17 protein-coding genes are annotated in these 23,261 nt (G+C 62.3%); 10 read left to right on the top strand and 7 right to left on the bottom strand.

From position 1 onward, the window contains the following. Positions 1-18: 18 nt before the first annotated feature. Both C7402_RS18750 and C7402_RS18745 read left to right on the top strand, forming a co-directional pair. Positions 19-1,446 (top strand): amidase, encoded by a 1,428-nt coding sequence (locus C7402_RS18750; RefSeq protein ID WP_116611702.1) that lies wholly within the window; start codon positions 19-21, stop codon positions 1,444-1,446. Between the two features lie 24 nt (positions 1,447-1,470). Beyond that, entirely contained in the window at positions 1,471-2,784 is a 1,314-nt protein-coding gene (locus C7402_RS18745) for an MFS transporter (protein ID WP_112172249.1), read from the top strand. Between the two features lie 57 nt (positions 2,785-2,841). Here C7402_RS18745 and C7402_RS18740 read toward each other — a convergent pair whose 3' ends face one another. Further along, positions 2,842-3,579 carry an IclR family transcriptional regulator gene (locus C7402_RS18740; RefSeq protein WP_425273790.1) on the bottom strand — a complete coding sequence of 246 codons (738 nt, stop codon included), beginning with the start codon at positions 3,577-3,579 and terminating at the stop codon, positions 2,842-2,844. A 429-nt stretch (positions 3,580-4,008) separates the two neighbouring features. On the opposite strand from C7402_RS18740, the gene C7402_RS18735 reads away from it, so the two are divergent. From C7402_RS18735 to C7402_RS18720, 4 genes are all read left to right on the top strand, one after another. Next, the gene (locus C7402_RS18735; protein WP_116611616.1) at positions 4,009-4,689 is read left to right on the top strand and encodes a VIT1/CCC1 transporter family protein; all 681 of its coding nucleotides are present in this window, start codon (positions 4,009-4,011) and stop codon (positions 4,687-4,689) included. Between the two features lie 305 nt (positions 4,690-4,994). Further along, entirely contained in the window at positions 4,995-6,728 is a 1,734-nt protein-coding gene (locus C7402_RS18730; RefSeq protein ID WP_116611615.1) for a SulP family inorganic anion transporter, read from the top strand. Between the two features lie 44 nt (positions 6,729-6,772). Then, positions 6,773-8,209 (top strand): DUF2252 domain-containing protein, encoded by a 1,437-nt coding sequence (locus C7402_RS18725; protein WP_224044195.1) that lies wholly within the window; start codon positions 6,773-6,775, stop codon positions 8,207-8,209. Between the two features lie 161 nt (positions 8,210-8,370). Next, positions 8,371-8,835 carry an SRPBCC family protein gene (locus C7402_RS18720; RefSeq protein WP_116611613.1) on the top strand — a complete coding sequence of 155 codons (465 nt, stop codon included), beginning with the start codon at positions 8,371-8,373 and terminating at the stop codon, positions 8,833-8,835. 26 nt (positions 8,836-8,861) lie between these two features. Here the strand turns inward: C7402_RS18720 and C7402_RS18715 are convergent, their stop codons facing one another. After that, the gene (locus C7402_RS18715) at positions 8,862-9,833 is read right to left on the bottom strand and encodes a LysR family transcriptional regulator (RefSeq protein WP_116611612.1); all 972 of its coding nucleotides are present in this window, start codon (positions 9,831-9,833) and stop codon (positions 8,862-8,864) included. Positions 9,834-9,951: 118 nt separating this feature from the next. Between C7402_RS18715 and C7402_RS18710 the strand changes: the two genes are divergently transcribed. Then, entirely contained in the window at positions 9,952-10,809 is an 858-nt protein-coding gene (locus C7402_RS18710) for an oxidoreductase (protein ID WP_116611611.1), read from the top strand. Between the two features lie 67 nt (positions 10,810-10,876). On the opposite strand, the gene fabF is transcribed toward C7402_RS18710, so the two are convergent. Continuing rightward, positions 10,877-12,145, bottom strand: a complete 1,269-nt coding sequence (gene fabF, locus C7402_RS18705; RefSeq protein WP_112172256.1) for a beta-ketoacyl-ACP synthase II — start codon at positions 12,143-12,145, stop codon at positions 10,877-10,879. Between the two features lie 178 nt (positions 12,146-12,323). On the opposite strand from fabF, the gene C7402_RS18700 reads away from it, so the two are divergent. Beyond that, positions 12,324-13,355: an AraC family transcriptional regulator gene (locus C7402_RS18700; RefSeq protein ID WP_116611610.1), complete on the top strand. Its 1,032-nt coding sequence runs from the start codon at positions 12,324-12,326 to the stop codon at positions 13,353-13,355. Between the two features lie 35 nt (positions 13,356-13,390). Here C7402_RS18700 and C7402_RS18695 read toward each other — a convergent pair whose 3' ends face one another. The 4 genes from C7402_RS18695 to C7402_RS18680 form a co-directional block, all read right to left on the bottom strand. After that, entirely contained in the window at positions 13,391-15,109 is a 1,719-nt protein-coding gene (locus C7402_RS18695) for a caspase family protein (RefSeq protein ID WP_116611609.1), read from the bottom strand. Positions 15,110-15,471: 362 nt separating this feature from the next. Then, positions 15,472-18,570 carry an efflux RND transporter permease subunit gene (locus C7402_RS18690; RefSeq protein WP_116611608.1) on the bottom strand — a complete coding sequence of 1,033 codons (3,099 nt, stop codon included), beginning with the start codon at positions 18,568-18,570 and terminating at the stop codon, positions 15,472-15,474. Continuing rightward, positions 18,567-19,688 (bottom strand): efflux RND transporter periplasmic adaptor subunit, encoded by a 1,122-nt coding sequence (locus C7402_RS18685; protein WP_116611607.1) that lies wholly within the window; start codon positions 19,686-19,688, stop codon positions 18,567-18,569. The genes C7402_RS18690 and C7402_RS18685 overlap by 4 nt, the downstream gene beginning before the upstream one ends. A gap of 76 nt (positions 19,689-19,764) precedes the next feature. Continuing rightward, positions 19,765-20,382 (bottom strand): TetR/AcrR family transcriptional regulator, encoded by a 618-nt coding sequence (locus tag C7402_RS18680; RefSeq protein ID WP_116611606.1) that lies wholly within the window; start codon positions 20,380-20,382, stop codon positions 19,765-19,767. An 87-nt stretch (positions 20,383-20,469) separates the two neighbouring features. Between C7402_RS18680 and C7402_RS18675 the strand changes: the two genes are divergently transcribed. After that, positions 20,470-21,984 (top strand): efflux transporter outer membrane subunit, encoded by a 1,515-nt coding sequence (locus C7402_RS18675; protein ID WP_116611701.1) that lies wholly within the window; start codon positions 20,470-20,472, stop codon positions 21,982-21,984. 78 nt (positions 21,985-22,062) lie between these two features. Next, positions 22,063-23,052 carry a helix-turn-helix domain-containing protein gene (locus tag C7402_RS18670; RefSeq protein ID WP_112172262.1) on the top strand — a complete coding sequence of 330 codons (990 nt, stop codon included), beginning with the start codon at positions 22,063-22,065 and terminating at the stop codon, positions 23,050-23,052. Positions 23,053-23,261: the final 209 nt, after the last annotated feature.

Raw genomic sequence — 23,261 nt, 5'->3', positions numbered from 1 at the left:
GATACTTTAAAGGAAATGATGTCAGTCTCAAGTGAACTCCCCGATTTGACCGCTACCCACCTCGCCAGGCTCATCCGCACCGGCGAAGTGAGCGCGACGGAGGTCATGGCCGCTCATCTGGAGCGCGTTCAGCAATGGAATCCGCAAATCAACGCGGTCGTAGCGGCGAATTTCGACCGCGCTGTGGCGGGCGCACGCGCCGCCGACGCCGCCCAGGCCCGAGGCGAACCACTCGGCGCGCTGCATGGCTTGCCCGTCGCCCACAAGGACCTCTTCAGCACGAAGGGCACACGGACGACATTCGGCTCGCTCGCCTTCGAGGACTACGTGCCCGAAGCCGACGTCACGCTCGTGGAGCGCCAGCGCCTCGCGGGCGCAATCGCCATCGGCAAGACGAACACGCCCGAATTCGGCGCCGGCTCGCACACCTTCAATTCCGTGTACGGCATGACGCGCAACCCCTACGCGCCGGACCGCTCGGCGGGCGGCAGCAGCGGCGGTGCCGCCGCGGCGCTGGCCAGCGGCATGGTTGCGCTCGCCGACGGTTCGGACATGGGCGGATCGCTGCGCAACCCGGCCAGCTTTTGCAATATCGTCGGCCTGCGCCCCTCCTTCGGCCGCGTGCCATATGCGCCGAACGCGGGCCGCTTCAATCCGCTTTCGGTCGCCGGGCCCATGGGCAGGACGGTCGAGGATGTCGCGCTGTTCCTGGAAACGCTGGCAGGCTTCGACGCGCGGGACCCGCTTTCCTTCCCGTCGCCGGAGATCGCGTACAGCAAGCAGCTTCAGCGCGATTTCAGCAACGTTCGAATTGCGTGGGGCGGCGACCTGGGCGGCCTGCCGTTCGAGCCCGAGGTGATGGAAATCACGCGTGCGAGTCTGGGCGTATTCGCCGACCTGGGTTGCCGCGTGGAAGCCGCAACGCCTCCTCTGGAAGGCGCCCACGAGGCCTTCCACACCTTGCGCGCCATGTCGTTTGCGAACGCGTATCGGGAGACCCTCAAGTCGAAGCGCGACAAGCTCAAAGACACGGTCATCTGGAATATCGAAAAGGGCTTGCGGCTGACGGTCGACGACATTCTCGACGCGCAAGCCCAGCGCACCCGCCTGTTCGAGCGCCTGCGGGAATTCACCGACACGTATGAATTCATCGTGGCGCCGGTTTCGCAGGTGCTGCCGTTCCCCGTTGAACAGGAATATCCCGCCGAAATTGCAGGCGTGCCCCAGGCGACTTACATCGACTGGCAGCAATCCGCCTATGTGTTCTCGGTCGCCGGAAACCCGGCCATCTCCGTTCCCTGTGGTTTCAGCAAGGACGGCACGCCCGTGGGCGTCCAGATTATCGGCCGGTACCGCGACGAGCTCGGCGTACTCCAGTTGGCTCATGCATTCGAGCAACTCACCCAGCACCATCGCCGTCGGCCTGTTCGCTCGACCCTTTCTTAATTCGCACGACTGACCAGGTCAATCATGAGCACATCCACTGAGCGTTCGGACATCGCAGCGCACCGTTCGGAAAACCAGCCTGTTCGCGCGTCCATTGCGGCCTTTCTCGGCACGACCGTCGAATGGTACGACTTCTACATTTATGGGAATGCGGCCGCACTCGTCTTCGACAAACTGTTCTTCCCGCAAGTGAGTTCCTACGTCGGCACGCTGGCGTCCTTCGCGACGTTCGCAGTCGGCTTTCTCGCGCGGCCAATCGGCGGCATTGTGTTTGGACACCTCGGTGACAAGCTCGGCCGTAAAAAGTCGCTCATGGCCACGCTCATGTTGATGGCGGCGTCGACCGTTGGCGTTGGCTTGCTGCCGACCTATGAACAGGCGGGCGCCCTCTCCGTGTGCCTGCTGCTGCTCATGCGGGTTTTGCAGGGTATTGCGGTGGGCGGCGAATGGGGCGGCGCGGTCCTGATCGCGGGCGAACACGCCCCGAAGCACCGCCGGACCTTCTTTGCCTCCTTCGCGCAACTTGGCAGTCCTGCGGGATTGCTGCTCGCCATGCTGGTATTCGGCGCAGTGAGCCGCTTCGACCACGCGACCCTCCTCGATTGGGGCTGGCGCCTGCCGTTCCTCGGGAGCGTGGTGCTTTTCGCCGTGGGGTTCTTCGTTCGAGCAGGCGTCAAGGAGTCTCCCGAGTTCCACGCTTCGAAGAAAGAACGCAAGCTCGTCAAGATGCCGCTGGTCGAAGTCCTGCGCCATCACTGGGTGGTGGTGCTGCTCGCCATGGGTGCAAACAGCATTGGCGTGGCCGGCGCTTACTTCACCAACACGTTCATGCTGAGCTACACCACGCATTATCTGGGGATGTCCGCGTCGAAGATCATCAATGTGCTGACGCTCGCCGCCGTCATCCAGTTTCTGTGGCAGCCGGTTGCGGCAAAAATCGCCGAACGCTTCGGTACGGTGCGCTGCCTGCTGTTGTCGGCCGCCGGCAGTGTGTTGATTCCCTATCCGATGTTCATGCTGGTCAGCACGCAGAACACCTGGCTCATGCTTATTGGCGTCATGCTGGCGATCGCCACGAAGTCGAGTTTCTATTCGATTATCGCCGGGTATATGACCGAGATTTTCCCGGCACATATCCGCTATTCGGCCATCTCCCTGGCCTACCAGCTGTGCGGCGCCATTATCGCGGGCTTCACGCCTTTCGTCGGTTCGATACTCGCCGAGCGTTTCCACGGAAGCTGGATTCCGCTTGCCGTCTTTTACTCGGCGCTGAGCGCGGCCTCGCTGATCTGCGTGGCGATCATCGCGCGAAGAAAGACGTCTTTCGCGGCGATGTAACCCCCCGCGGCTGTCGCAACGGTCGCGTCCGCAACGGCGCGACCGTCGACATGCCGGTCAGTAAGTCGAGAGTTCCTGAACCAGCGCGAGCAACTGCGGCAAAAGTTCGGCTTCGACCCGGGCCAGCGGCCAGTCGCTGGTTCTCGCGACGATGTTGACCGCGGCGACCATCTTCCTTGCCGCGTTGAAGATGGGCCCCGCAACGCCAATCTGGCCGGTGATGAGCTGGTCCTGCGAAATCGAATAGCCCTGGCTCCGGCATTCGGCAACGAGCGCCATCAGTTCGTCCGGGTCGGTGACCGTTTGCGGCGTCATGGCCGGCACCGGCTTGCGCTTCAGGATGTCGCGCACCTTGTCATCGGGGTAAGCGGAAAGCAGGACGCGCCCCGAGCTTGTCGAAAACGCCGACGTCCGGCGGCCGGGCAACATCTCGACCACTTTCAGTTCCCGGCTGGGAAGGCGGAAAAGATACAGCAGGTCGTCGTCTTCGAGCACGCTCACATGCATGGCGAGGCCGAGGCGCTCACGGGCCGCGACGAGCGTGGGCGTGACCTTCGCGACGAGCGGGTTGGTCCGCAGGAAAAAATAGCCTAGCTCCAGCACGCGGGGCGTGAGGCTATAGCGCTTCGACAACGCATCCTTCCTGATATAGCCGGTCTGCTCCAGCGTGTGCGTGAGACGCTGAACGCCACTCTTGGTCATTCCGGTCGCGGCGACAAGCTCAGTCAGACTGATTGAATCCTGGAGCGAGCTGAACGCCTCAAGCACTTTTAGCCCTTTGGCAAGGGATTGCACGAAGAGGTTGTCGACCTCCGTAGCCTGCTCGTTGCTGCTCACCTGGTAGCTCCCGATACACGATAATTGGCAAAGGCTCATTGTATCGAATTGCAATACAAAGTGTTGCGGGCTGCCGGACCGAAGCGCTCTCCCTGTCGGCAAATATCAAACGGGCAATGACCACCACCGCGCCGCTCAACGTTTGACATACGACGCTGCGGACGAAGTCCCGGCCTTGCCCGGCGAACGCAAGGCAGCGGCATGTAAACGCTCCAATGCGACGCGTGACATCGGCGGGTTCGAAGGCTGCGAACCATGCGTGACGGCACCGCCCTCCGCCGAAAAAATAAGGGCTCCGATCGGTCGTCGCTTTCATATACTGCTCATACGTGCCGTCCTCCCAAGCATGAGCGCAACGTCGCGCTGTCCATCTGGAGTCGAGGCGAAATGAGCACCATCACACCGGCCGCACACACCGAACCCGAGCGGCGCAAGCCGATTCTCAATACCGTCGACCGCGTGTGCGAGATATGCTTTGGCCTGTTCATGGCACTGACCTTCGTCGGGGCTGTCAAGGCAGTGAGCGTCGGCGGCGATGCCGGGACCAAAATGTTCCATGCCGCGCTCGGATGCAATCTCGCGTGGGGCCTGGCCGACGCCGTGATGTATCTCGTGCGCACGCTTGTCGATCGAGGACAACGCCTGAAGCTCGCGTTGACCGCGCGGCAAGAGACAGACCGTGCAGTTGCCGTGCGTACATTGCGTGACGCATTGCCCGAGACGCTGGACTCGCTTGTCGAAGACGACGAACTCGAGCGGATTCGGGCGCGTCTCTCGGCCACATCGACGCTGCCGCCCAGAGCGAATTTCGTACGTGACGACTTCGTCGGCGCAGTGGGCATCTTTCTGCTCGTCGTCCTCGGCACCTTCCCCGTTGCCCTGCCGTTTCTCCTGATCGATGATCACAGGGCGGCGCTCGTCTGCTCACGCGTGCTGACACTCGCGATGCTCTTCATCGCGGGCTGTGCACTGGGACGCTACACCGGTGCGGGCGCAATGAAAGCAGGCATCGCCATGACCGCGCTCGGCGTGTTGCTGACGATGGCAATCATCGCAGTGGGCGGGTAAACAACGCGTCTCGCTTCTTGACTGTTACCCTGAAAAGGGCGACGGTGTGCGTCTGGAACCTGGTTCGCTGTTGTCTCGATCAAGCCGTTTATCCGGATCAGGCATGGGGATCTTCCGTCTCGATGAGGCTCGTCTGCGCGTTCTCTGCATTCGCGAATGGCGTCGTCGCGCGCGCCATCGCGCACGCCCGCTCGTGCTGCACGCTCCTTCCCGACAAAGTGCTTACATCCATTTTGGACTGTGTATGAATCGCGTTACGCCACCCGGTGACTCCACCGCGTTCAGTGCGAACTGGAGGTGACGCCATGAAACCAGCGGCTTCCGCGCAAGCGCATCCGCATCGCCTGCCCTTTCTACAGGGGCTTTTGCCGCTCAGCCCCGCGCAACTCCCGCACGACATCATCGCGGGAATCACGCTCGCGGCGCTCGGCATTCCCGAGGTGATGGGCTATACGAAGATAGCTGGTACACCCACCGTCACGGGTCTTTACACCATCTTGCTGCCGCTGCTGGCGTTCGCGGTCTTTGGTGCGTCGCGTCAACTGGTCGTCGCGGCAGATTCCGCCACCGCCGCCATTCCCGCCGGTACGCTCACCGCGGTCGCCGCATTGGGCAGCAAGGAATATGTCGGCCTGACGAGCACCGTGGCCCTGGCGGTGGCCGTGATGCTGGTCTTTGCGCGGATCTTTCGTCTGGGTTTCCTTGCCGACTTTCTTTCGCGCAGCGCGTTGATCGGCTTCCTTACAGGCGTGGGGGTGCAGGTTGCGGCAGGCGAGCTTGCGGGGCTGTTCGGACTCGCAAAGCAGGGGCATGGCCCGGTGATGCAGATCGTGTCCGTCGTCGAGCGCGTCGCCGGGGCGAACTATCCGACCACGCTGCTTTCGATTGCCGTCCTCGCCGTGATCATCGGTTGCAAGCGCTTCGTGCCTCGCGCGCCGGGCGCGTTGATCGCGGTGATCGGGTCCATCGTGGCAAGTAGCGTGTTCGATTTCGCCGCGCATGGCATTACCGTCACCGGCGAAGTGCCGGGCGGGCTTCCGTCGCTGTTCCTTCCGCCGTTGCATATGGGCGAGGTCAATCAGGTGCTGGCAACGGCCGCCTCGTGTTTCATCGTCATCATCGCCCAGAGCGCGGCGACGGCGCGCGCGTACGCCAACCGCTACAACGAAAAAGGCGACGACAACGCCGACATTATCGGACTCGCGGCAGCGAACGCCGCAGCGGCGTTCACCGGCACCTTCGTCGTGAACGGCAGTCCGACCAAGACCGAGATGGTCGACGATGCGGGGGGCCGCACGCAGGTCGCCCATCTCACGACCGCGGTCATCGTGCTGCTGGTGCTGCTGTTCCTCACGAGACCGCTGAGTCTTTTGCCTGCCGCCGTCTTGTCGGCCATTGTGTTCATGATCGGGGTGAAGCTGATCGACGTGAAGGGCATGATCGAGCTCTTTCGCATGCAGAAGGACGAATTCGTCGTCGCGCTGCTGACGGTGTGCGTGGTCGTGTTCGTCGATGTGATGCACGGCATTCTCGCCGCCATTGTGATGTCACTGATCGCGCATGCCCGAAACAGCTACCACCTGCGCACCCGCGTGCTCACCCGCAGCCCTGCGGGTCACTGGGTCGCGCATCGTGTCGAGCCGAATGTGCTCGCGGCTCCCGGCATCGTCGTCTACCGGTTCGAAGCGGACCTGTTCTATGCGAACACCGGCCGCTTCTCGGAGGAAGTGCTGAAACTCGTCAACGAGGCCAGCCCGCCGTTGCGCTGGGTGGTCCTCGATGCATCGGAAATCAACAACGTCGATTACACGGCGTGCAAAGCCTTGCTTCAGCTTGGCGGCGAACTCGACAGGCGCGGGGTGGGTATCGCCATCGTCGCCCTTCCTTCGGGTGTGCGGCATGAACTCGAACGATACAAGGCGCTGCGCGCGCCCGATATCCATCGACAGATCTTCTCGACGGTCGATGAGGCGATCGACGCGCTCGGCAATCTATCGCCAACGGCTGCGCCGCCTGCACCGGACGACACCAAAGCATGACGAAGCCAGGCCTGTAGACAATCAACCGGGAAAGGGAGGCACACGTGTCCGAGATCGCTGCTGCGAAGCGCAATGAAAGTCCACCGGGGCCCGCCGATCCGGAAGACCCGTCCATGCTGTTTGCGGGGCGTGGGTCGGTGGCGGCGCGCATCGAGCGCGGCAAGGCGGCACGCACAAAAGTGCCGAGAGCGAAGCTGGCCGAATTCAGGACCGACGGCCGCGATCCCCTCGCGTTGCTCGACGCGTCCAACGTGGGACGGGTGGCCGAGCTGATACCCATACGCTACGGTCGCATGGTTGCGAGTCCCTTCGCGTTCTATCGCGGCGCGGCGCCGCTCATGGCCTATGACCTGTCGAAGCTGCCGCATTCCGGCGTTACCGTGCAACTGGGCGGCGATGCCCACCTCGCGAATTTCGGCCTGTTCGCGAGCCCCGAGCGGCGTATGCTTTTCGGACCCAATGACTTCGACGAAACGCTTCCCGGCCCGTTTGACTGGGACGTGCGCAGGCTGGCCGCGTCGTTCGTGATCGAAGCGCGCGAACGCGGATTCGCCACGCGCGAGCAGCGCGCCGTCGTACGCCGGTTGTGCGAGACGTTTCGGCAACGCATCGCCGAATTCAGCCGGATGGATACGCTCGACGTCTGGTATTACCAGTTCAGTGCAGCGAGCATGCTGGCGATTGCCGGTTCGCAGGTGGAAAAGAAAAAAGAAATGGCGGTCATCGCGAAGGCGAGCCAGCAGTCTTCCCGGTCGGTGATGAGCCACGCAACCGAAGTCGTCAACGGCAAGCTGCGCATCAAGGATGTCCCACCGCTCGTGTATCACATCCCTCTGGAGAGCCCGCACGATCATAAGCAGTACGATGCGATGGTCCGGCGCTTCTTCGCCGACTACCGCCTGACGTTGCCCGACGACAGGCGTGCCCTGTTCGATCGCTACGAACTTGTGGATGTCGCCATTCGTGTTGTCGGCGTGGGATCGGTGGGCACGCGCTGCTACCAGGCGTTATTCATGGCCGACGGCGACTGCCCGTTGTTCCTTCAGTTGAAGGAGGCGCGAGCCTCCGTGCTGGAGGGTTACGTGCCGCCGAGCCGTTTCCCCAATCACGGCCAGCGTGTGGTGAACGGGCAGCGTCTGCTGCAATCCGCCAGCGATATTTTTCTCGGCTGGTCGAAAATGCGGCACACGGGCAGCGACTTTTACGTTCGCCAACTGCGCGACATGAAAGGCGCGTTCGACTTCTCCACATTCGACGTGGAAGATCTCGGTGAATATGCGGTTTCCTGCGCGCACGCGCTCGCCCACGCGATGGCAAAAGCGGGCGACCCCGCATTGATCTTCGGATATATGGGAAAGTCGAGCGCATTCGACGAGGCAATCGTGCAATTCGCGCTCGCCTATGCCGAACAGAATGAAGCGGACTGGACGGTTTTAAAGGCAGCGGTCAAATCGGGACGGGTTCAGGTCATTCGTGAATGAGGCGGGAGCGCACAGGTCATGACGCCAAATGCGTTCGAACACAGCTAAACGAGATTCAGACTGATACGCCCGCAAGCCGAATGCGGTTTTAACGCGTGGCTTAACGCGCGCTCGCCGTTGCTCGCTTGCTCTGCGAATTTTGAAGAACGGAGGATGCACGCATGCCGCGCCGACTGCACGTAAGCCACCGGATCGTCGTCGACGCCCCGGTCGACCGGGCCTTCATGTTTTTCACGCCAGCGGGCGAAGAGTTGTGGGTCGACGGCTGGAAGCCGACCTACGTCCACCCAGGCGATGGCCGCACCGAGGCGGGAATGGTGTTTCTCACGGGTCAGGGCGGCGAGCTGACTGTCTGGACGCTGATCGACTTCGAGCGCGACGCGCACCGATCGCGCTATGTGCGTTCGACCCCGGCCTCGCGCACCAGCGTTGTCGAGGTGCGCTGCGCCGCACTCGACGCAGCGCGCACCGCGGTTGAGGTGAGCTACACGCTCACCGCGCTGAACGCAGCGGGCGAACGGGCGCTCGAAGATTTCGAGGGTGAGCGCTTCGCGGCGATGATCGACGACTGGGCGAGCAAGATCGCGGCGCGGCGCGAGGTGCTGCTGGCAGCTTCGATCCGCTGACTCCGCGGTCGGCCACAAAGAAGCCACTAGCCACGTCGCTTCGCTGCACGTTTGCGCTGCGGCGGCTGCGCCGCGCGAAGCTCGGACGGATCGAGAAAGAAGTTCCGGTTGCCGGCCATGCGCTCGACCATGAAGTCGATGAACGTCTTCACGCGCAGCGATTGTTCGGTTCGATGCTTGTAGTAGATATAAATCGTGCCGTATTCGGTGATGTGCTCCGTCAAAAGCGGAATGAGTCGCCCGCTTCGGATATGCACCGTGGCATTGAAGCTCCCCAGTTGCCCGATGCCGAGGCCCGAAAGCACGGCCTGCGTTTCGAGCTCCGTATCGTTTACGCAGATGGCGGGAGGCACGTCGCGATAAACGATCTCATCGCCAAGGCGGAACTGCCACTGCGCGAGCTTGCCCGTGTTGGCGCGGCGGTACCCGGTGCAGCGATGCTGCGCGAGTTCTTCGATGGTCCGCGGCGCGCCGTTGCGCTCGATATAGTCCGGCGAAGCGCACACGATCAGTTGAATCGGCACCAGCCTGCGGGCGATCGAGCCTCCCGAAGGCGGCGGTCCGCCGCGAAACCCCACGTCGGAGCGGTCTGTCACGAGATCCGTGAATTGATCGTCGAATTGCACTTCGAGCTGCACGTTCTGATAGCGCTTCTGGAATTCCTCGAAGTACGGCCAGAGGACCGGGAGCCCGAATGCCCGCGGCGCACTCACGCGCAACATGCCGGCCACGTCCTCTTTCGAGCGCCGGGCTTCGTCGAGCGCGGAAGAGAGAGTGGCGAGCGCCGGCTCCACGTTGTCGAGCAGACGCTGGCCCTCCTCGGTCAGGCTCAGCTTGCGCGTGGTCCGGTGAAAGAGCCGCACGCCCAGTTCCTTCTCCAGTTGCATCACCGCGTGGCTCGCGGCCTGGGGCGAGATGCCTTGATCGATTGCCGCGCCACGCAGGCTGCCGAGCGCCGCGGCACGGACGAAAATGGTGATCGCACGAATTCCGTTCATCTCCAGGGCCCCGATTCGCAAACAGAGGTTGATTATCACTCCAGTAATATACGGCTAGTTTGTGTCAATCGCCGCGACTACCATGACCTCACCTCATCACACACGTAGGAGAGACATGATGGCTAACGTTCAACAAGGTGGCTTCAAGCGCGTATGGTTCATCACTGGCGCATCACGGGGGATTGGCGCATTGATTGCCGAAGCGGCGCTCGCGGACGGCAACGCAGTCGTGGCCGCCGGACGTAATGCTCCCGCTATCGTCGAGCGGCTCGGCGAGTCGGCGGCGTTGCTGCCGGTCGCGCTGGACGTGACAAACGAAGCCCAGGCGAAGGCGGCCGTGCAACTGGCGGTTGAAAAATTCGGCCGCGTCGACGTGCTGGTCAACAACGCCGGCTTCGGTCTGCTGGGCGCCGTGGAAGAATCCGCCGACAAGGACATCCGCCGCATGTACGACACGAATGTATTCGGTCTGCTTAACGTCACGCGTGCCGTGCTGCCGACGATGCGCGCGAACCGCTCGGGCCACGTGATCAATATTTCGTCGGTTGGCGGTTATCGGGCCGCGGCGGGTTTCGGCGCGTACTCGTCGACGAAGTTCGCCGTCGAAGGCATTACGGAAGCGTTGCACGCCGAATTGAAACCGCTGGGCGTTCACGCGACCGTTGTCGAGCCGGGGTATTTTCGCACGGACTTTCTGGATGCTTCCTCGCTCGTCGTTGCGCCCGACGTGATTGCCGACTACGACGAAACCTCGGGTACGGTGCGCCGCAAGGCGGTGCAAATGAATCACAACCAGCCCGGCGACCCGACGAAGCTTGCGGCGGCGCTGATCACGCTCGTCGACGCGCCGAACCCGCCGCTGCGCCTCCCGCTTGGCACGGACACGCTGGCTGCCATCGAAGCAAAAAACGCTTATGTGGCGCAGGAAATGCAAACGTGGAAGGCCCTGTCGGCATCGACTGACTTCGCCGCTTGAGGTTACCTGATGGTGCCTGAGGGCGCCAAGGCACGCCCTCAAGCACCCCTTCAACACGCATTTGCAATCAAAGTCGGCGGAATACCAGACTGGCATTGACGCCCCCAAAGCCGAAGCCATTGGAGATCGCGTATTCCGTCGATATGTTTCGTGCCGTTGCACCGACAATGTCGATGCCTTCCGCTGCCGGGTCAGGCTGCGTCAAATTGAGCGTGGGCGGCGCAAGCTGGTCTCGCAACGCAAGCACGGTGAAAATGGCCTCCACGCCGCCAGCCGCGCCAAGCAAATGGCCAGTCGATGACTTGGTGGCGGATACGGCGGGGCCTCGACCTGTTCCAAATACCGCCTTGATGGCCGCCAGCTCACTGATGTCGCCTACGGGCGTGGACGTTGCATGAGCGTTCAAATGCCCGATCAGGCCGGGTTCGAGATTCGCCTGCCGGATCGCCAGTTCCATCGCGCGCCTTCCGCCGGCACCGTCTTCGGGCGGGGATGTCATATGGTGCGCATCGGCGCTCGTGCCATAACCGAGCACTTCCGCAATCGGCGTGGCGCCTCGCCGCAATGCGTGCTCCAGGTCTTCGATGACGAGCATGCCGGCGCCCTCTCCCATCACAAAGCCGTCGCGTCCGCTATCGAACGGGCGGGACGCTTGTGCGGGATGGTCGTTGAAGCCTGTGGACAGGGTTCTTGCGGCGGCAAACGCCCCAAAGCTCACTCGATCGATGCAGGCTTCGGCTCCGCCGCACACGGCAATATCGGCTTCGCCGGCGCGGATCAGGCGCGCGGCGTCGCCAATGGCCTGAGCGCTGGCGGCACAGGCGGTGACCGGCGCACCCAGGGGACCACGAAAGCCGTGGCGAATGGATACGTGGCCGGCTGCCATATTGGCCAGGAAACTGGGAACGGTGAATGGAGAAAGCCGCCGAGGTCCGCGATTATCAGTGGTCCTTACGGCTTCGACGATCGCACCAAATCCGCCTACGCCGGAAGCCACGATCGTTGCCGTTCTTTGACGAGCGCTTTCCGTTTCAGGGTGCCAGCCGGATTGATTCAAAGCGTCTTGCGCCGCGCTCAGCGCAAACAGACTGAAGCGGTCCATCTTCTTCTGGTCCTTGGGCTCGACCGCGAGAGCGGGATCGAATCCCCACGGGCAATCCGGCGTCAAGATGGGCACGACGCCGCCGACCTTCGATGCAATCCCTTCCGTGACCTCGTCAGGCAAACCCGCCAGGCCTGAATAACCGTTCAAGAGCCGGCTCCATACGGATTCGACCTCACACCCCAACGGCGACACTATCCCCATGCCAGTCACGACAATGCGTCTCGTACTCAAACCATGCTCCCTTCCGATTGACGAACATATGCCGCCACGAATTGGCACAACGCGCCAAGTGGCAACGATCACAAGCTTCAAGCACCGCGGAAATTACTGGCCAGTATAGGCAGGTGGGCCGTGGGAAATTGACACATCGCGCCAATCAATGTGCAAAGTGCGCCATAATGAACGCACCATGAACCGGACCTCGCAAAGCCCTCTCACGCTTTCCGCTCACTTCCTGCACGGGATGTTGCGCGTCATTCGCAGCCGTCACGGGGAGGACGCGGCAGCGCAGGCGCTCGCAAGCGCCGCCATCCCCCAGTCCCTGCTCCATCAGCCCGATGCGCGCATGACACGCGAGCAATATGTCGCGCTGTACAGGACGGTCGCGGCGACACTCGATGACGAGATGCTGGGTCTATGGTCCCGGCCGATCCGGGGTGGCACATTGAAGTACCTCATGCTCAGCCTGCTCGACGCGCCCACCGTGCTGGTGGCGTTCAATCGTTTCGTGCGCTTCTGGAATTTGCTGCTGGATGACTACCGGCTACAGATTTCAACGAAGCATGATCTGGTGCGACTCGCGCTAGTGGAAAGAACGTCCGGCACGCCGGTCACGCCACTTGGACATGAGTTGATGATGAAGCTGGTTCACGGCATCGCCTCCTGGCTGCTTGGCAGGGAAATCGTCCTGCACCGGGTCGAGTTCGACTTCGCCAAACCGAGGCACGCGGGGGACTATGCGTTCCTGTACCCAGGCGCCGTGCATTTCGATGCAGGAATGACGAGCATCTATTTCCTGTACCAGGATTGTGCGGAACTGTTCAACCGCGAGAAGCACGAGCTATGGGAATTCCTGAAGCGCGCGCCTGGAGACTGGACATTCACCGCGTTGCATCATGGTTCCATCGTGGCGAAAACGCGCGAGTATCTTGAACAGAATATGACGCAGCCGGTAACCATTCAGGATCTCGCGCAGGCATTACATACGTCGGTGCGCACGCTCAACCGCAGATACGCAGAGGAAGGAACGCATTTTCAGCTAGTGAAAGACGGACTGCGAAGGGATATCGCCATCCATAGGCTGACCAATTCGAACACGAGCGTGGCCGTGCTGGCGTTTGATCTCGGCTTTTCCGATGCCACCGGCTTTTGCCGCGCATTCAAGCACTGGACCGGCAGTAGTCCTACTGACTATCGCAAGGGCAGCCGTCAGGGTGAGTGACGAGACGATGTCTGCGTCGGATGGGCTTCACCATCCTATGCAGTCGTGGAAAGTCCCGTTCTTTGCTGCCTGAGCATGATCAGTTCGTCCCGATTGCTCGAGAATAAAAAGACCGCATTCGCCGCCCGTTCGATATATTCGCTGACGACGCTGAAATTAAGGCCCGGCACATACCAGAAGCGCCACTCCAGACGAACAAAGGTTCGGTGCAAACGCGTGCGGATTCCCCGGCCTTCGACACGAAACGCCAGAAAGTCTACGTCGCCGGCACGGACGATCTCGCGCGCCACGACCTTCAGATCGAGTTCGGTGGCCCATTGGCCGTTGACGTCCGCATAGGCCGCCTTCCACTTCTTGCCAATCTGGAATTCCGCTGGAACGAGTTGTTTCGGGACAGTGCTCGCCCCCTGGGGCGTCGCTCGCGGATTGCCCATGGCGTCGTACACCCACTTGCCTCCGTTGGCCTCAATTCGATCGGCGTCCAGATCGACTTTGGTGATCCGGATGCTGTAGCGGGTCTTTTCCCGCCCACCAATGATATCGATCACCCTGAACGTGGCTTCGTCGCCGACCGAAAACACGCGTCCCAAAGGATAAACGCCGGCCGAGTATGGATTATCCGACGGTCGCGCGAGTTGCGGAGGCGGAGCGCCCGGCGCCACCACGATCGCGGGCGGTTCGACCCGCGCCTGCGCCGGCGGCTGCGAGGCGACCGGTGCAGACGCAACGATCGCTACCGGCACGCCGGTTTGCGCCGCAGCCGGTGCGCTTGCAACGCTTGTGCGCCCCGCTACGGGCGGGCTTGCCTGCGTGGCGAGCAGACGGGTAAGCCGGTCCTGCGCGATCTCGGCAAAGCGGCCATTGGGAAAAGTGCGCAAATAGGCGATCCAGTCCTGCGGGTTGCGCGACGACTTGATGCGCTCCCAGTAGTCCAGATCCTCCTTGACGGCATTCTCGAGGTCCGCGTCGCTGAGCGGCTTGCGTCCGTCGTCGAAGAGATAGACCGCTCGTTCAAGCGAGGTCGACTCCCAGGGAATCTGCATGCCGCTGGATTCCAGCCTCACGTTGAGGCGCACACGCTTCAAGGCATCCTCGAGCTGCGCGTCGCGGCGTGACAGTTCGCGGACCAGATTCTGCACGTAAGGGCCGTTCGCCCCCTGGCCGTCGAAGGCCACCTTCCCCGGCGCGGTCGAGTAGGCAAGCAGGCTTCCAACCGGCGCGTCGACCTGACTGAGACCCGCTTGCGCGGGTTGGTAGGTGCCACCGAATGGATCGTTGCGGCACGCATCGAGAAAGACGATATGGGTCTTGTCTTTCGTGTCGGCGAACTTGCCGAGCAGGAGCCCCAGATCCAGGCATCTGGCCTTCAGTTGATCCGCAGTGCCTACCTGGGCATCGACGGGCAACAGGTAATTGCGCCAATCGAGCTGGACGCCGTGACCCGCGTAGTAAAAAACCGCGAGCCTGGTGCTTGCGTGCTGGACTGTCTCGCCAAACCGGTCGACCGCTTCCCTGAATGCGTCGAGTTTCACGTCCTGCTGGAAATCCACGCTGAAATTGGCTGCCGCGAAGAGTTCGCTCATCGCGCGCGCATCGTTGACCGGATTGCGCAGCGCCATACGGGCATAGGCACTGTTGCCAACGACCAGGCAGACCTTCGATGCGTCGTTCACCGTTGCGGCGCCGCTCGCACCGCAGCAGAGGGCGGCCGGCAGCCCGGGCAGGGTCCTCACAAAGTCCCGGCGAGTGAACATGGCCGACACTCCTTGTTTTTACAAGCTCGCGGGCATGGTGTGCGCTCGTCACGACATGCATCGCGCTTCGTCCCGCTTAGTGGCGCTTCGTACCGCTTTGTACCGCTTCGCGCCGGGCGTATTGGTCAGAGGTATATCGTTTCGCAACGTTCAAAGCGCTTGACGACGTAACCGGCGATCGCACTGCAAACACGGGAATTGATTACACGATAGAAGCGGTCCCGCCAACACACAAGTTCCAGTTGGACGTGCTCTCGTCCGCACACGGACAATGCTCGGGTAACGGCTTCGGCCGAGACGATGCGCACCTTCAGGCGCGTGGACAAGCGCCGGGAATATCCAGCGCCTGCGTGCGGACATGTCTACGTGATCGTGCTTGCACTCGGCTCAAGCGCGGCGTGGTCCTCCCCCGCGCCGGGCCGAATCCTGAACCAGATCGAATACATCGCCGGCAGGAACACCAGCGTCAGAATCGTTCCGGCAAAGGTTCCCCCAATCAACGTATAAGCCAACGTGCCCCAGAAGACGGAATGGGTCAACGGAATGAAAGCGAGCATCGCCGCAAGCGCGGTCAGGATGACCGGCCGGGACCGTTGAATGGTGGCTTCCACCACGGCATCGAAAGGCGTCATTCCCTCCCGCGCATTCTGCTCGATCTGGCCGATCAGGATCAGCGTATTGCGCATCAAGATGCCGGAGAGCGCAATGAGCCCCACCAGGGCATTAATCCCGAACGGCTGATTGAACAGCAGCAATGTCGGGACAACGCCGATCAAGCCCAGCGGACTCGTCGCGAACACCATCATGGTCGCGGCCATCGAGCGCGTCTGAAAAACAATGATGAGCAAGGTGAGCGCAATCATGATCGGAAACAGCGGAGCCAACGCTTTCGTCGCTTTGTCGGCTTCTTCGATGGATCCTGCCTCCTCGATCCGATAGCCGTCCGGAAGCGTTACGATCACCGGCTGAAGCTGCGCCATCATCGCGGTCGAGACATCGGGCGGTTGCAGTCCTTCCGCAATGTCGCCGCGCACGGTAATCGTTGGCGTTCGATCGCGACGGCGAAGGATCGGGTCTTCCATCCGGATTTCGACCGTCCCCACCTGTGACAGCGGTACGCGCTGACCCGCGGCGCCGATCAGGGTGAATCCACCGATCCGGTTCGGATCAAGCCGGATGTCGCCGGCCGATCGTGCGACGAGTTCAACAGAGCGAATGTCCTCGCGTACGTTCGTGACCGTTATGCCGGTCAACAGAAATTGCAGCTGCTGTGCGACCGAACTGGACGTCAATCCGAAAGTCCCGAGCCGGTCTTGATTCAATGTGAAGTGGACGGCTGGAACACGTGGCCCCCAGTCGGTATTCACCGTCCGCATCATCGGACTGGCGTTCATGATCCGTTCGACCTGCGCGGCGATTGCGCGCAACGTGTGAGCGTCCGGACCCATGACCCTGAACGCAACGGGATAAGGCGAGTAAGGGCCGAACACCAACTGGGTGACGCGAACCTGGGCCCCCGGTACCAAACCCTCGGCAATGGCTTTGCGCAGACGGAATTTGAGTGCCTCCCGCTGCGTCTCGTCACTCGTGCGTATGACGATTTTCGCGAACGACGAATCCGGAAGCTCCGGCGACATTGCCAGATAGAAGCGAGGCGCCCCCTGTCCAATGTAGGCGGTGACGATCTTCGCTTCCGGCTGCTTTGCCAGCCATGCCTCGACTTTTTCCGTCGCTGCGGACGTTTGCTCGATCGACGTCCCATAGGGCATCTGCACCTCCACGAGCACTTCCGGGCGATCGGAGGTCGGGAAGAACTGCTTTTTCACCACGCTCATTCCCATCACGGCGACGACGAACAACGCCACCACGACCCCGGCGACTATCCACTTTCGCTGTATCACGCGCGCGAGGAAGCGGCGAAAGCGCTGGTAATTCGGCGTGTTGTAGATCGCCCCGTGTCCACCTTCGATCGCCGGAATGTCGGGCAACAGCTTGACGCCGAGATAGGGTGTAAAGACAACGGCAACGATCCACGAGGTGATCAGTGCGATGCCGACAATCCAGAACATGTTGCTCGTATATTCGCCCGCCGTCGAACGGGCGAAGCCATTCGGCATGAAGCCGACGGCCGTGACCAGCGTACCGGAGAGCATCGGGGCCGCAGTGTGGCTCCAGGCGTAAGCGGACGCCTGAACGCGGCTATAGCCCTCCTCCATTTTCACGACCATCATTTCGATGGCGATGATCGCGTCGTCGACGAGCAAGCCCAGCGCGAGGATCAGCGAGCCCAGTGTGATGCGGTCGAAACTCTTGCCGGTCGCAGCCATGACGACGAACACGCCCGCGAGTGTCAGCGGCACCGCGGCCGACACCACGATGCCCACGCGCCATCCCATGCTGGCGAAGCTCACGATCATCACCACGAGCAGCGCGACGAAGAACTTGACCATGAACTCGTCGATGGCCGAATGGATATTGACGGCCTGGTCGGTCACCTTCGTGAGACTCATGCCCAGCGGAAGCGCAGCGTTGATCGACGCCACCTCCTTGTCGAGCGCCTGCCCCAGGTTCAGCCCGTTCCAGCCGTCGCGCATCACCACGCCAAGGAGCAGCGCCGGTTCGCCGTTATTGCGAATCTGGAAGGTGGCCGGGTCTTCGTAACCGCGCTCGACGGTTGCCACGTCCGAGAGCTTCAGTGTTCGGCCCTGAACAACGATGGGGGTGTCGCGGATTTTCTGAAGCTTGTCGAAAGCGCCTTCAATGCGGATGAAAACCTGCGCGCCAGCCGTATCGATCGAACCGGCAGGCGTCAGAACGTTCTGGTTGTTGAGGGCGGCAAAGATGTCCTGAGGCGTCACGCCAAGGGTCGCGAGCCGGTCATGCGAGAACGAAACATAAATGCGCTCGGCTTGCTCGCCGATGATGTTCACCTTCTTGACGCCCGGCACGTGAAGGAGTCGCTGGCGAAACGCCTCGGCGTCGCGCACCAGCAATCGTTGCGGTTCACCTCTGGCCTTGAGCGCGAACAGCGCGAACGTTACATCGGAATACTCATCATTGACGAGCGGTCCGATCACGCCCGGCGGCAGACTGCCCGCTTCGTCGGAGAGTTTTTTGCGAGCCTGGTAAAACTCCTCGGGCACGTCGGCAGGCGGCGTGCTGTCCAGCAAGGTCACTGTGGTGAAGGCCAGCCCCGGACGCGTATAGGTCTCGGTCCGGTCGTACCAGCGCAGCTCCTGCATGCGCTTCTCCAGGGGTTCGGCCACCTGATCCTGCATCTCCTGCACAGTGGCGCCCGGCCACGCCGTAATGACCGTCATCGACTTGACGGTGAATGGCGGGTCTTCGGCCCGCCCCAGTTTGAAGAAGGCGAGCAGGCCGGCAACGGAGATCAGGATGATCAGAAACAGCGTGACTGAGCGCTCTCGCACCGCGAGGGCTGAAAGATTGAAACCGCTCATTGCTCCGCTCCTTCCCGGGAGACCGACGCCGTAGCCATCGCGTCGCGGGCAAGACGCACCCTTTCTCCGTCGTGAAGCAATTGAGCGCCGAGCGCAACGACCTGGTCGCCTTTGTGAAGATCGCCGGAGACCGTCGCCGTGTCGTCGCTCAAGGCGGTGACGTGAACCTTGTGCCACGTCGCACGCGCCTGCGATCGGTCAACGGTCCAGACGCCGGCGCCCGTTCCCGGATCGAACACGGCGCCAATCGGCACCTCCAGAGCGCCTTTTCTCTGCCCGGCTTCACCCGGGAGGTCGATGGTCACGGTCGCGCCAAGCGGGGCGTTGGACAGTGCGCCCTCAAGGACGTACCTCGCCTCGTAAGTGCGTGTCAGGCGATCGGCCGAGTCGGAGAGCTGACGCAACGCGGCGGGAACCGGCCTCTTGTCCGCACCGTAGAGGGTTGCCTGCGCGATCGAGCCCGGAACAGGACGCAGCGTTTCGGGAAGCTGCACGACCGCCTCGCGGGGTCCGGCATGCGCAAGCCGCACGACTATCTGACCCGGCGCGACCACCTGGCCCGGTTCGGCCAGTGTCTCCACCACCACGCCGTCCGCATCCGCCACGAGCACCGCGTAGCCCGAAGCGTTGCTGGCAAGCACCGCCTGCGCCCTGGCCGCGACGAGTTGTGCCCTGGCGGAATCGGCGGCCGCTTTGAGTTGCTCATAGGTCGATGCCGAAACCGCACCTGCCGCAACGAGATCCCGATAGCGGGCCTCGTCGGCGGCCGTCTGCGTGGCACGCGCCTGTGCGGCATCCACGAGTTCCTGCTGCGAACGCGCCTGCAAACCCAGATCGACGGGGTCGATGCGCATCAGGGACTGGCCGCGTTTGACCGTTTGCCCCGCGTCGACCAGACGCTCGATGACCTTTCCCTGAACCCGGAAACCGAGGTCGCTCTGAACGCGCGCGCCCACTACCCCCGAAAACGAGCGACTCGCCCCTGGCGCGCTACGAACAGCGCTCGTACGCACGAGTGGAGCCTCAGTGCGCGGATCGTTGGCCTGCTTCTCGCCGCACGCGGCGAGGGCGAGCGAGGCCAGGCTCAGTGTGCAAAGAAGATGATGATGCCGGAACATGAGGTCGCCCTTTCCAATGAACAGGAGACCTCATTCTGATTCTTGTGACCATTTCAGTCAATAGTCACAAAGGCATTTATGGCGAGAGACTTCTGAGCACGAGGTTCGCGAGCTGGACCGTCGCCTCCTCGGCAGCGTCGAGGTTGTGCTGGAGCAACAAGGGATTGAAGTACGGTTTCATCACCAGAAAGATCGCATTCACGGCCTCGTCCAAGGGCGTTTTACGCTCGAATTCGCCCGTTTCCCGCCCGAGTCGCAGGATGTCGGCCAGCATGCAACGGATCTGTTCTTCGTACCCGTGGACGGACGGCCAGGGCGACGCAGCCGCAACGGCGGCGATATCGTAAAGCTTGCGATCCTGGAAAAAAAGCTGGCACCCCGACGCCAGTAACGTCTTGAACATACGGCGAAATTTCTCCGTGGCGCTGGAGGCGTCTGCGACGTTTTCGCTCACGGCCGCGATCATCGCGGCGAGGCGGTTCGCGCAGATAACTTCGCCGATTGCCTGTTTCGAGTCGAAAAATTTGTAAATGTAGGCTTTCGAGAAGCCGATTTCTTTTGCGAGGTCGGAGACCGTTGTCTTTTCGTAGCCGTAGCGACTGAAGTATTCCGTCGCGGCTTCGACGATCTGTGCACGAACTTCGTGGTCCGAGGGGCCACGGGATGACGCGGCGGATGAAATGGGCTTGTTCATGTCCCAAGCTTAGTCCCTCACCGAATGGTTGACAACAAGTGACCATATTGTATATTGGTCACTATATCGACACTCGCCGAGATGACCATGTTTTCGCGTCGCCCACTTGCTTTCCTGATTAGCGCCGCCGCCCTTTCTGCCTGCACCGTGGGCCCCGACTACCGGCGGCCGGATGTGCCGCTCGCGCAAAGCTATGTGACGCGGCCGTCGTCCGTCACCGCGGCGGCGGCTCCGTCGGCAAATCTGTCTGCGTGGTGGGAAGGCTTCGACGATCCCCTGCTCACGCGCTACGTTGCCATGGCGCTTGCCCAGAACCTGGACCTTGCCCAGGCTGTCGCGCAAATCGACCAGGCGCGTGCGCGCCTCGGCACCGCTGACGCGGCGCTCCTGCCCTCGGCCACGGTTTCGGCCTCGGCGGCCAGAGCCTACCAATCGGTCAACACGCCGTTCGGCCAGTTGCTCAATGCGACACCGGGTTACGAGCGCTGGGGCACCGAGTACGAAACCAATCTGGAGGCCGGTTGGGAGATCGACATTTTTGGCGGCCTTCGGAGGCAGCGCGAAGCCGCGCTCGCAGATTATTCAGCGACCGAAGCGGCGGCCGCTGCCACCCGGCTCGCCGTCGCGGCCCAGACAGCGGATATCTACGTGACGATACGAGGCCTTCAGGCTCGCCTGGAGATTGCAAACCACCAGGTGCAGACGCAGGAAGCACTGCTCACAGACGTGAAACTCCTGTATTCGAAGGGCGCCGCCGCCGACTATCAGGTTCAGCAGGCGCAAGGCACGCTCGACCAGGTTCAGGCGAGCGTGCCCATCCTGAACGCGGCGCTGGATGCGGCGTCAAACTCCCTCGACGTGATGTTGGGCGCGCCGCCGGGGACCCACCGGGAAGAGCTCGCCCCTGCGTCTTTGATCCCCGTTGCGCCTTCGCTCGCGGATATGGGCACGCCGGCCGATCTGCTGCAAAGGCGGCCCGACCTGATCGCAGCCGAACGCCACCTCGCAGCCGCCAACGCGCGCATTGGGGCCGCAATCAGCGAATACTATCCAACGGTGTCGCTGAACGCATTCCTCGGCAGTGCGACCTCAGCCGCAGCCGGCACGTTATTCACAGGCGGTGCCAGCCAGGCGGCCGGCCTCGTGGGATTGCGCTGGCGCCTGTTCGACTTCGCGCGGATCAACGCCGACGTCAACCAGGCGAAAGGCGCCGACGCGCAAGCGCTCGCCGGTTATCGCCAGGCCGTACTCCGCGCCACCGAGGACGTTGAAACCTCGCTCTCGTCGTTGGTGAACCGCGAGGCACAGGCGGCCACACTGTCGCACGCGGAATCGTCATTGTCCAAAGCGCGAGACTCCTCGATGGCAGCGTATCGGAGCGGCGCGGCAAGCTTTATCGACGTGTTGCACGCCAACGAGACGCTGTTGCAGGCTGCCGACGCGCGCGCCCAAGCGCAAACGGAATCTGCTCGCGCGGCAATCTCGACGTTCAAGGCACTCGGCGGCGGCTGGGACCCGGAATCTCTCCAGGCGCCACCCGCGACCAGTCACACGCCATCACCTCCCGTCACCGGCAGCGCGGCAGTCACCAAACTGGGATAAATTGGGTTTTCTTTCATTTGAACCAGCCGCCAGGCAACGGCACAGACTCCGTCACGGCGGCACTCACGGGCGCGATGAATGAACAAAAAGAGTCCTGCTGCTCTGGGGCAGCCCTCTCCAGACGACACGCTCGCGAGGCGCTTTCTCCTGCGGGAAGCGCCCACCGTCCGGGCAGGCGTATTGACTCAGGGACCGCCGATCGCGTTCTCGCGGCTGACGAACGCGCGCCCGCAACCCGGGCGCTCGCTGACGCCGCACCCCGAGGAAGCATTCGTCTTTCAAATGCCGCTTGTTTCGAGCCCTGATCCGGGCATCCGTTATTCGAGCGGAACCCTCGATGGTTCGACATCCTGCCGACCGGGCTGCTGTTATCTGCTCGACCTGCGCTCGAGTCCGACGCGGCGGCTCGACATGCCGTTCGATACCATGCGGCTCTATATCGCCCAGAGCACGATCGAAGCGTTCACCGATCAAAAGGGACGCCGGCGCATCGGGGGGCTGGTGCAGCGCAGTCTCGGGGCAAGCGACCCTGTCCTGTTTCGCCTTTCGCACACCATGCAGACCGTTCTGCAACAGCCCGATCAGACGAGTTCGCTGTTTGTCGACTACCTCGCCCTCGCTTTTTGCGAGCACGTCGTGACACGGTATGGCAGGGCCGACACATTGAATCGTCCGCGCCGCGCCGCACTCGCCCCTTGGCAGATGCGACGAATCGAGGATTTTTTCGAGGCCCACCTGCACGGTAATCCGACCATTCTCGACCTCGCGCGCCAATGCGATCTTTCCACGAGCCACTTCACCGAAGCCTTCAAGCAGACGACCGGGAGCACGCCGCATCAGTGGCTGCTAAAACGTCGAATCGAACGAGCCAAATCCCAATTACGCGAGTCCGATGCGAGCCTTGCCAGCATCGCGTCGGATTGCGGCTTTTTTGATCAGAGCCATTTTTCACGCGTGTTTTCGCGCTTCGAAGGGTGCGGGCCGAAGGATTGGCGCCAGCGCAACCGCTCACGCCACGTTTGCGCAAGCATCGCTATCGACGTTTCGGCGTCGGTACTGTTCGACTAGCAGTCCCACACTGCGGGTCACGACAACGCCCTGCCATACACGCCGTTGCCGTCGGTCCACGACGACCGCCCGTGTTTTGTCCATCGAATCGTTGTTTTGTCCAAGATCGGTCCGGTACCGATCCGGTACGCTTTCTCCACATCGACAAGTCGATGTCTCTGCCCTCTCACCCTCGTTGATCGAGTGGCCGACGCTACGGGACGCGCTCG

It is taken from the genome of Paraburkholderia unamae, from assembly GCF_003096875.1.
In the GTDB taxonomy this organism is placed as follows: Bacteria; Pseudomonadota; Gammaproteobacteria; order Burkholderiales; family Burkholderiaceae; genus Paraburkholderia; species Paraburkholderia unamae.
This window is presented reverse-complemented; position numbering and strand designations above follow the sequence as displayed.

Coding starts and splice junctions, on each gene's coding strand:
- C7402_RS18685 (WP_116611607.1), bottom strand. CDS start 19,688: ATGTTCCGGCATCATCATCTTCTTTGCACACTGAGCCTGGCCTCGCTC.
- C7402_RS18680 (WP_116611606.1), bottom strand. CDS start 20,382: ATGAACAAGCCCATTTCATCCGCCGCGTCATCCCGTGGCCCCTCGGAC.
- C7402_RS18750 (WP_116611702.1), top strand. CDS start 19: ATGTCAGTCTCAAGTGAACTCCCCGATTTGACCGCTACCCACCTCGCC.
- C7402_RS18715 (WP_116611612.1), bottom strand. CDS start 9,833: ATGAACGGAATTCGTGCGATCACCATTTTCGTCCGTGCCGCGGCGCTC.
- C7402_RS18700 (WP_116611610.1), top strand. CDS start 12,324: ATGAACCGGACCTCGCAAAGCCCTCTCACGCTTTCCGCTCACTTCCTG.
- C7402_RS18720 (WP_116611613.1), top strand. CDS start 8,371: ATGCCGCGCCGACTGCACGTAAGCCACCGGATCGTCGTCGACGCCCCG.
- C7402_RS18670 (WP_112172262.1), top strand. CDS start 22,063: ATGAACAAAAAGAGTCCTGCTGCTCTGGGGCAGCCCTCTCCAGACGAC.
- C7402_RS18730 (WP_116611615.1), top strand. CDS start 4,995: ATGAAACCAGCGGCTTCCGCGCAAGCGCATCCGCATCGCCTGCCCTTT.
- C7402_RS18690 (WP_116611608.1), bottom strand. CDS start 18,570: ATGAGCGGTTTCAATCTTTCAGCCCTCGCGGTGCGAGAGCGCTCAGTC.
- C7402_RS18675 (WP_116611701.1), top strand. CDS start 20,470: ATGTTTTCGCGTCGCCCACTTGCTTTCCTGATTAGCGCCGCCGCCCTT.
- C7402_RS18710 (WP_116611611.1), top strand. CDS start 9,952: ATGGCTAACGTTCAACAAGGTGGCTTCAAGCGCGTATGGTTCATCACT.
- C7402_RS18735 (WP_116611616.1), top strand. CDS start 4,009: ATGAGCACCATCACACCGGCCGCACACACCGAACCCGAGCGGCGCAAG.
- C7402_RS18745 (WP_112172249.1), top strand. CDS start 1,471: ATGAGCACATCCACTGAGCGTTCGGACATCGCAGCGCACCGTTCGGAA.
- C7402_RS18695 (WP_116611609.1), bottom strand. CDS start 15,109: ATGTTCACTCGCCGGGACTTTGTGAGGACCCTGCCCGGGCTGCCGGCC.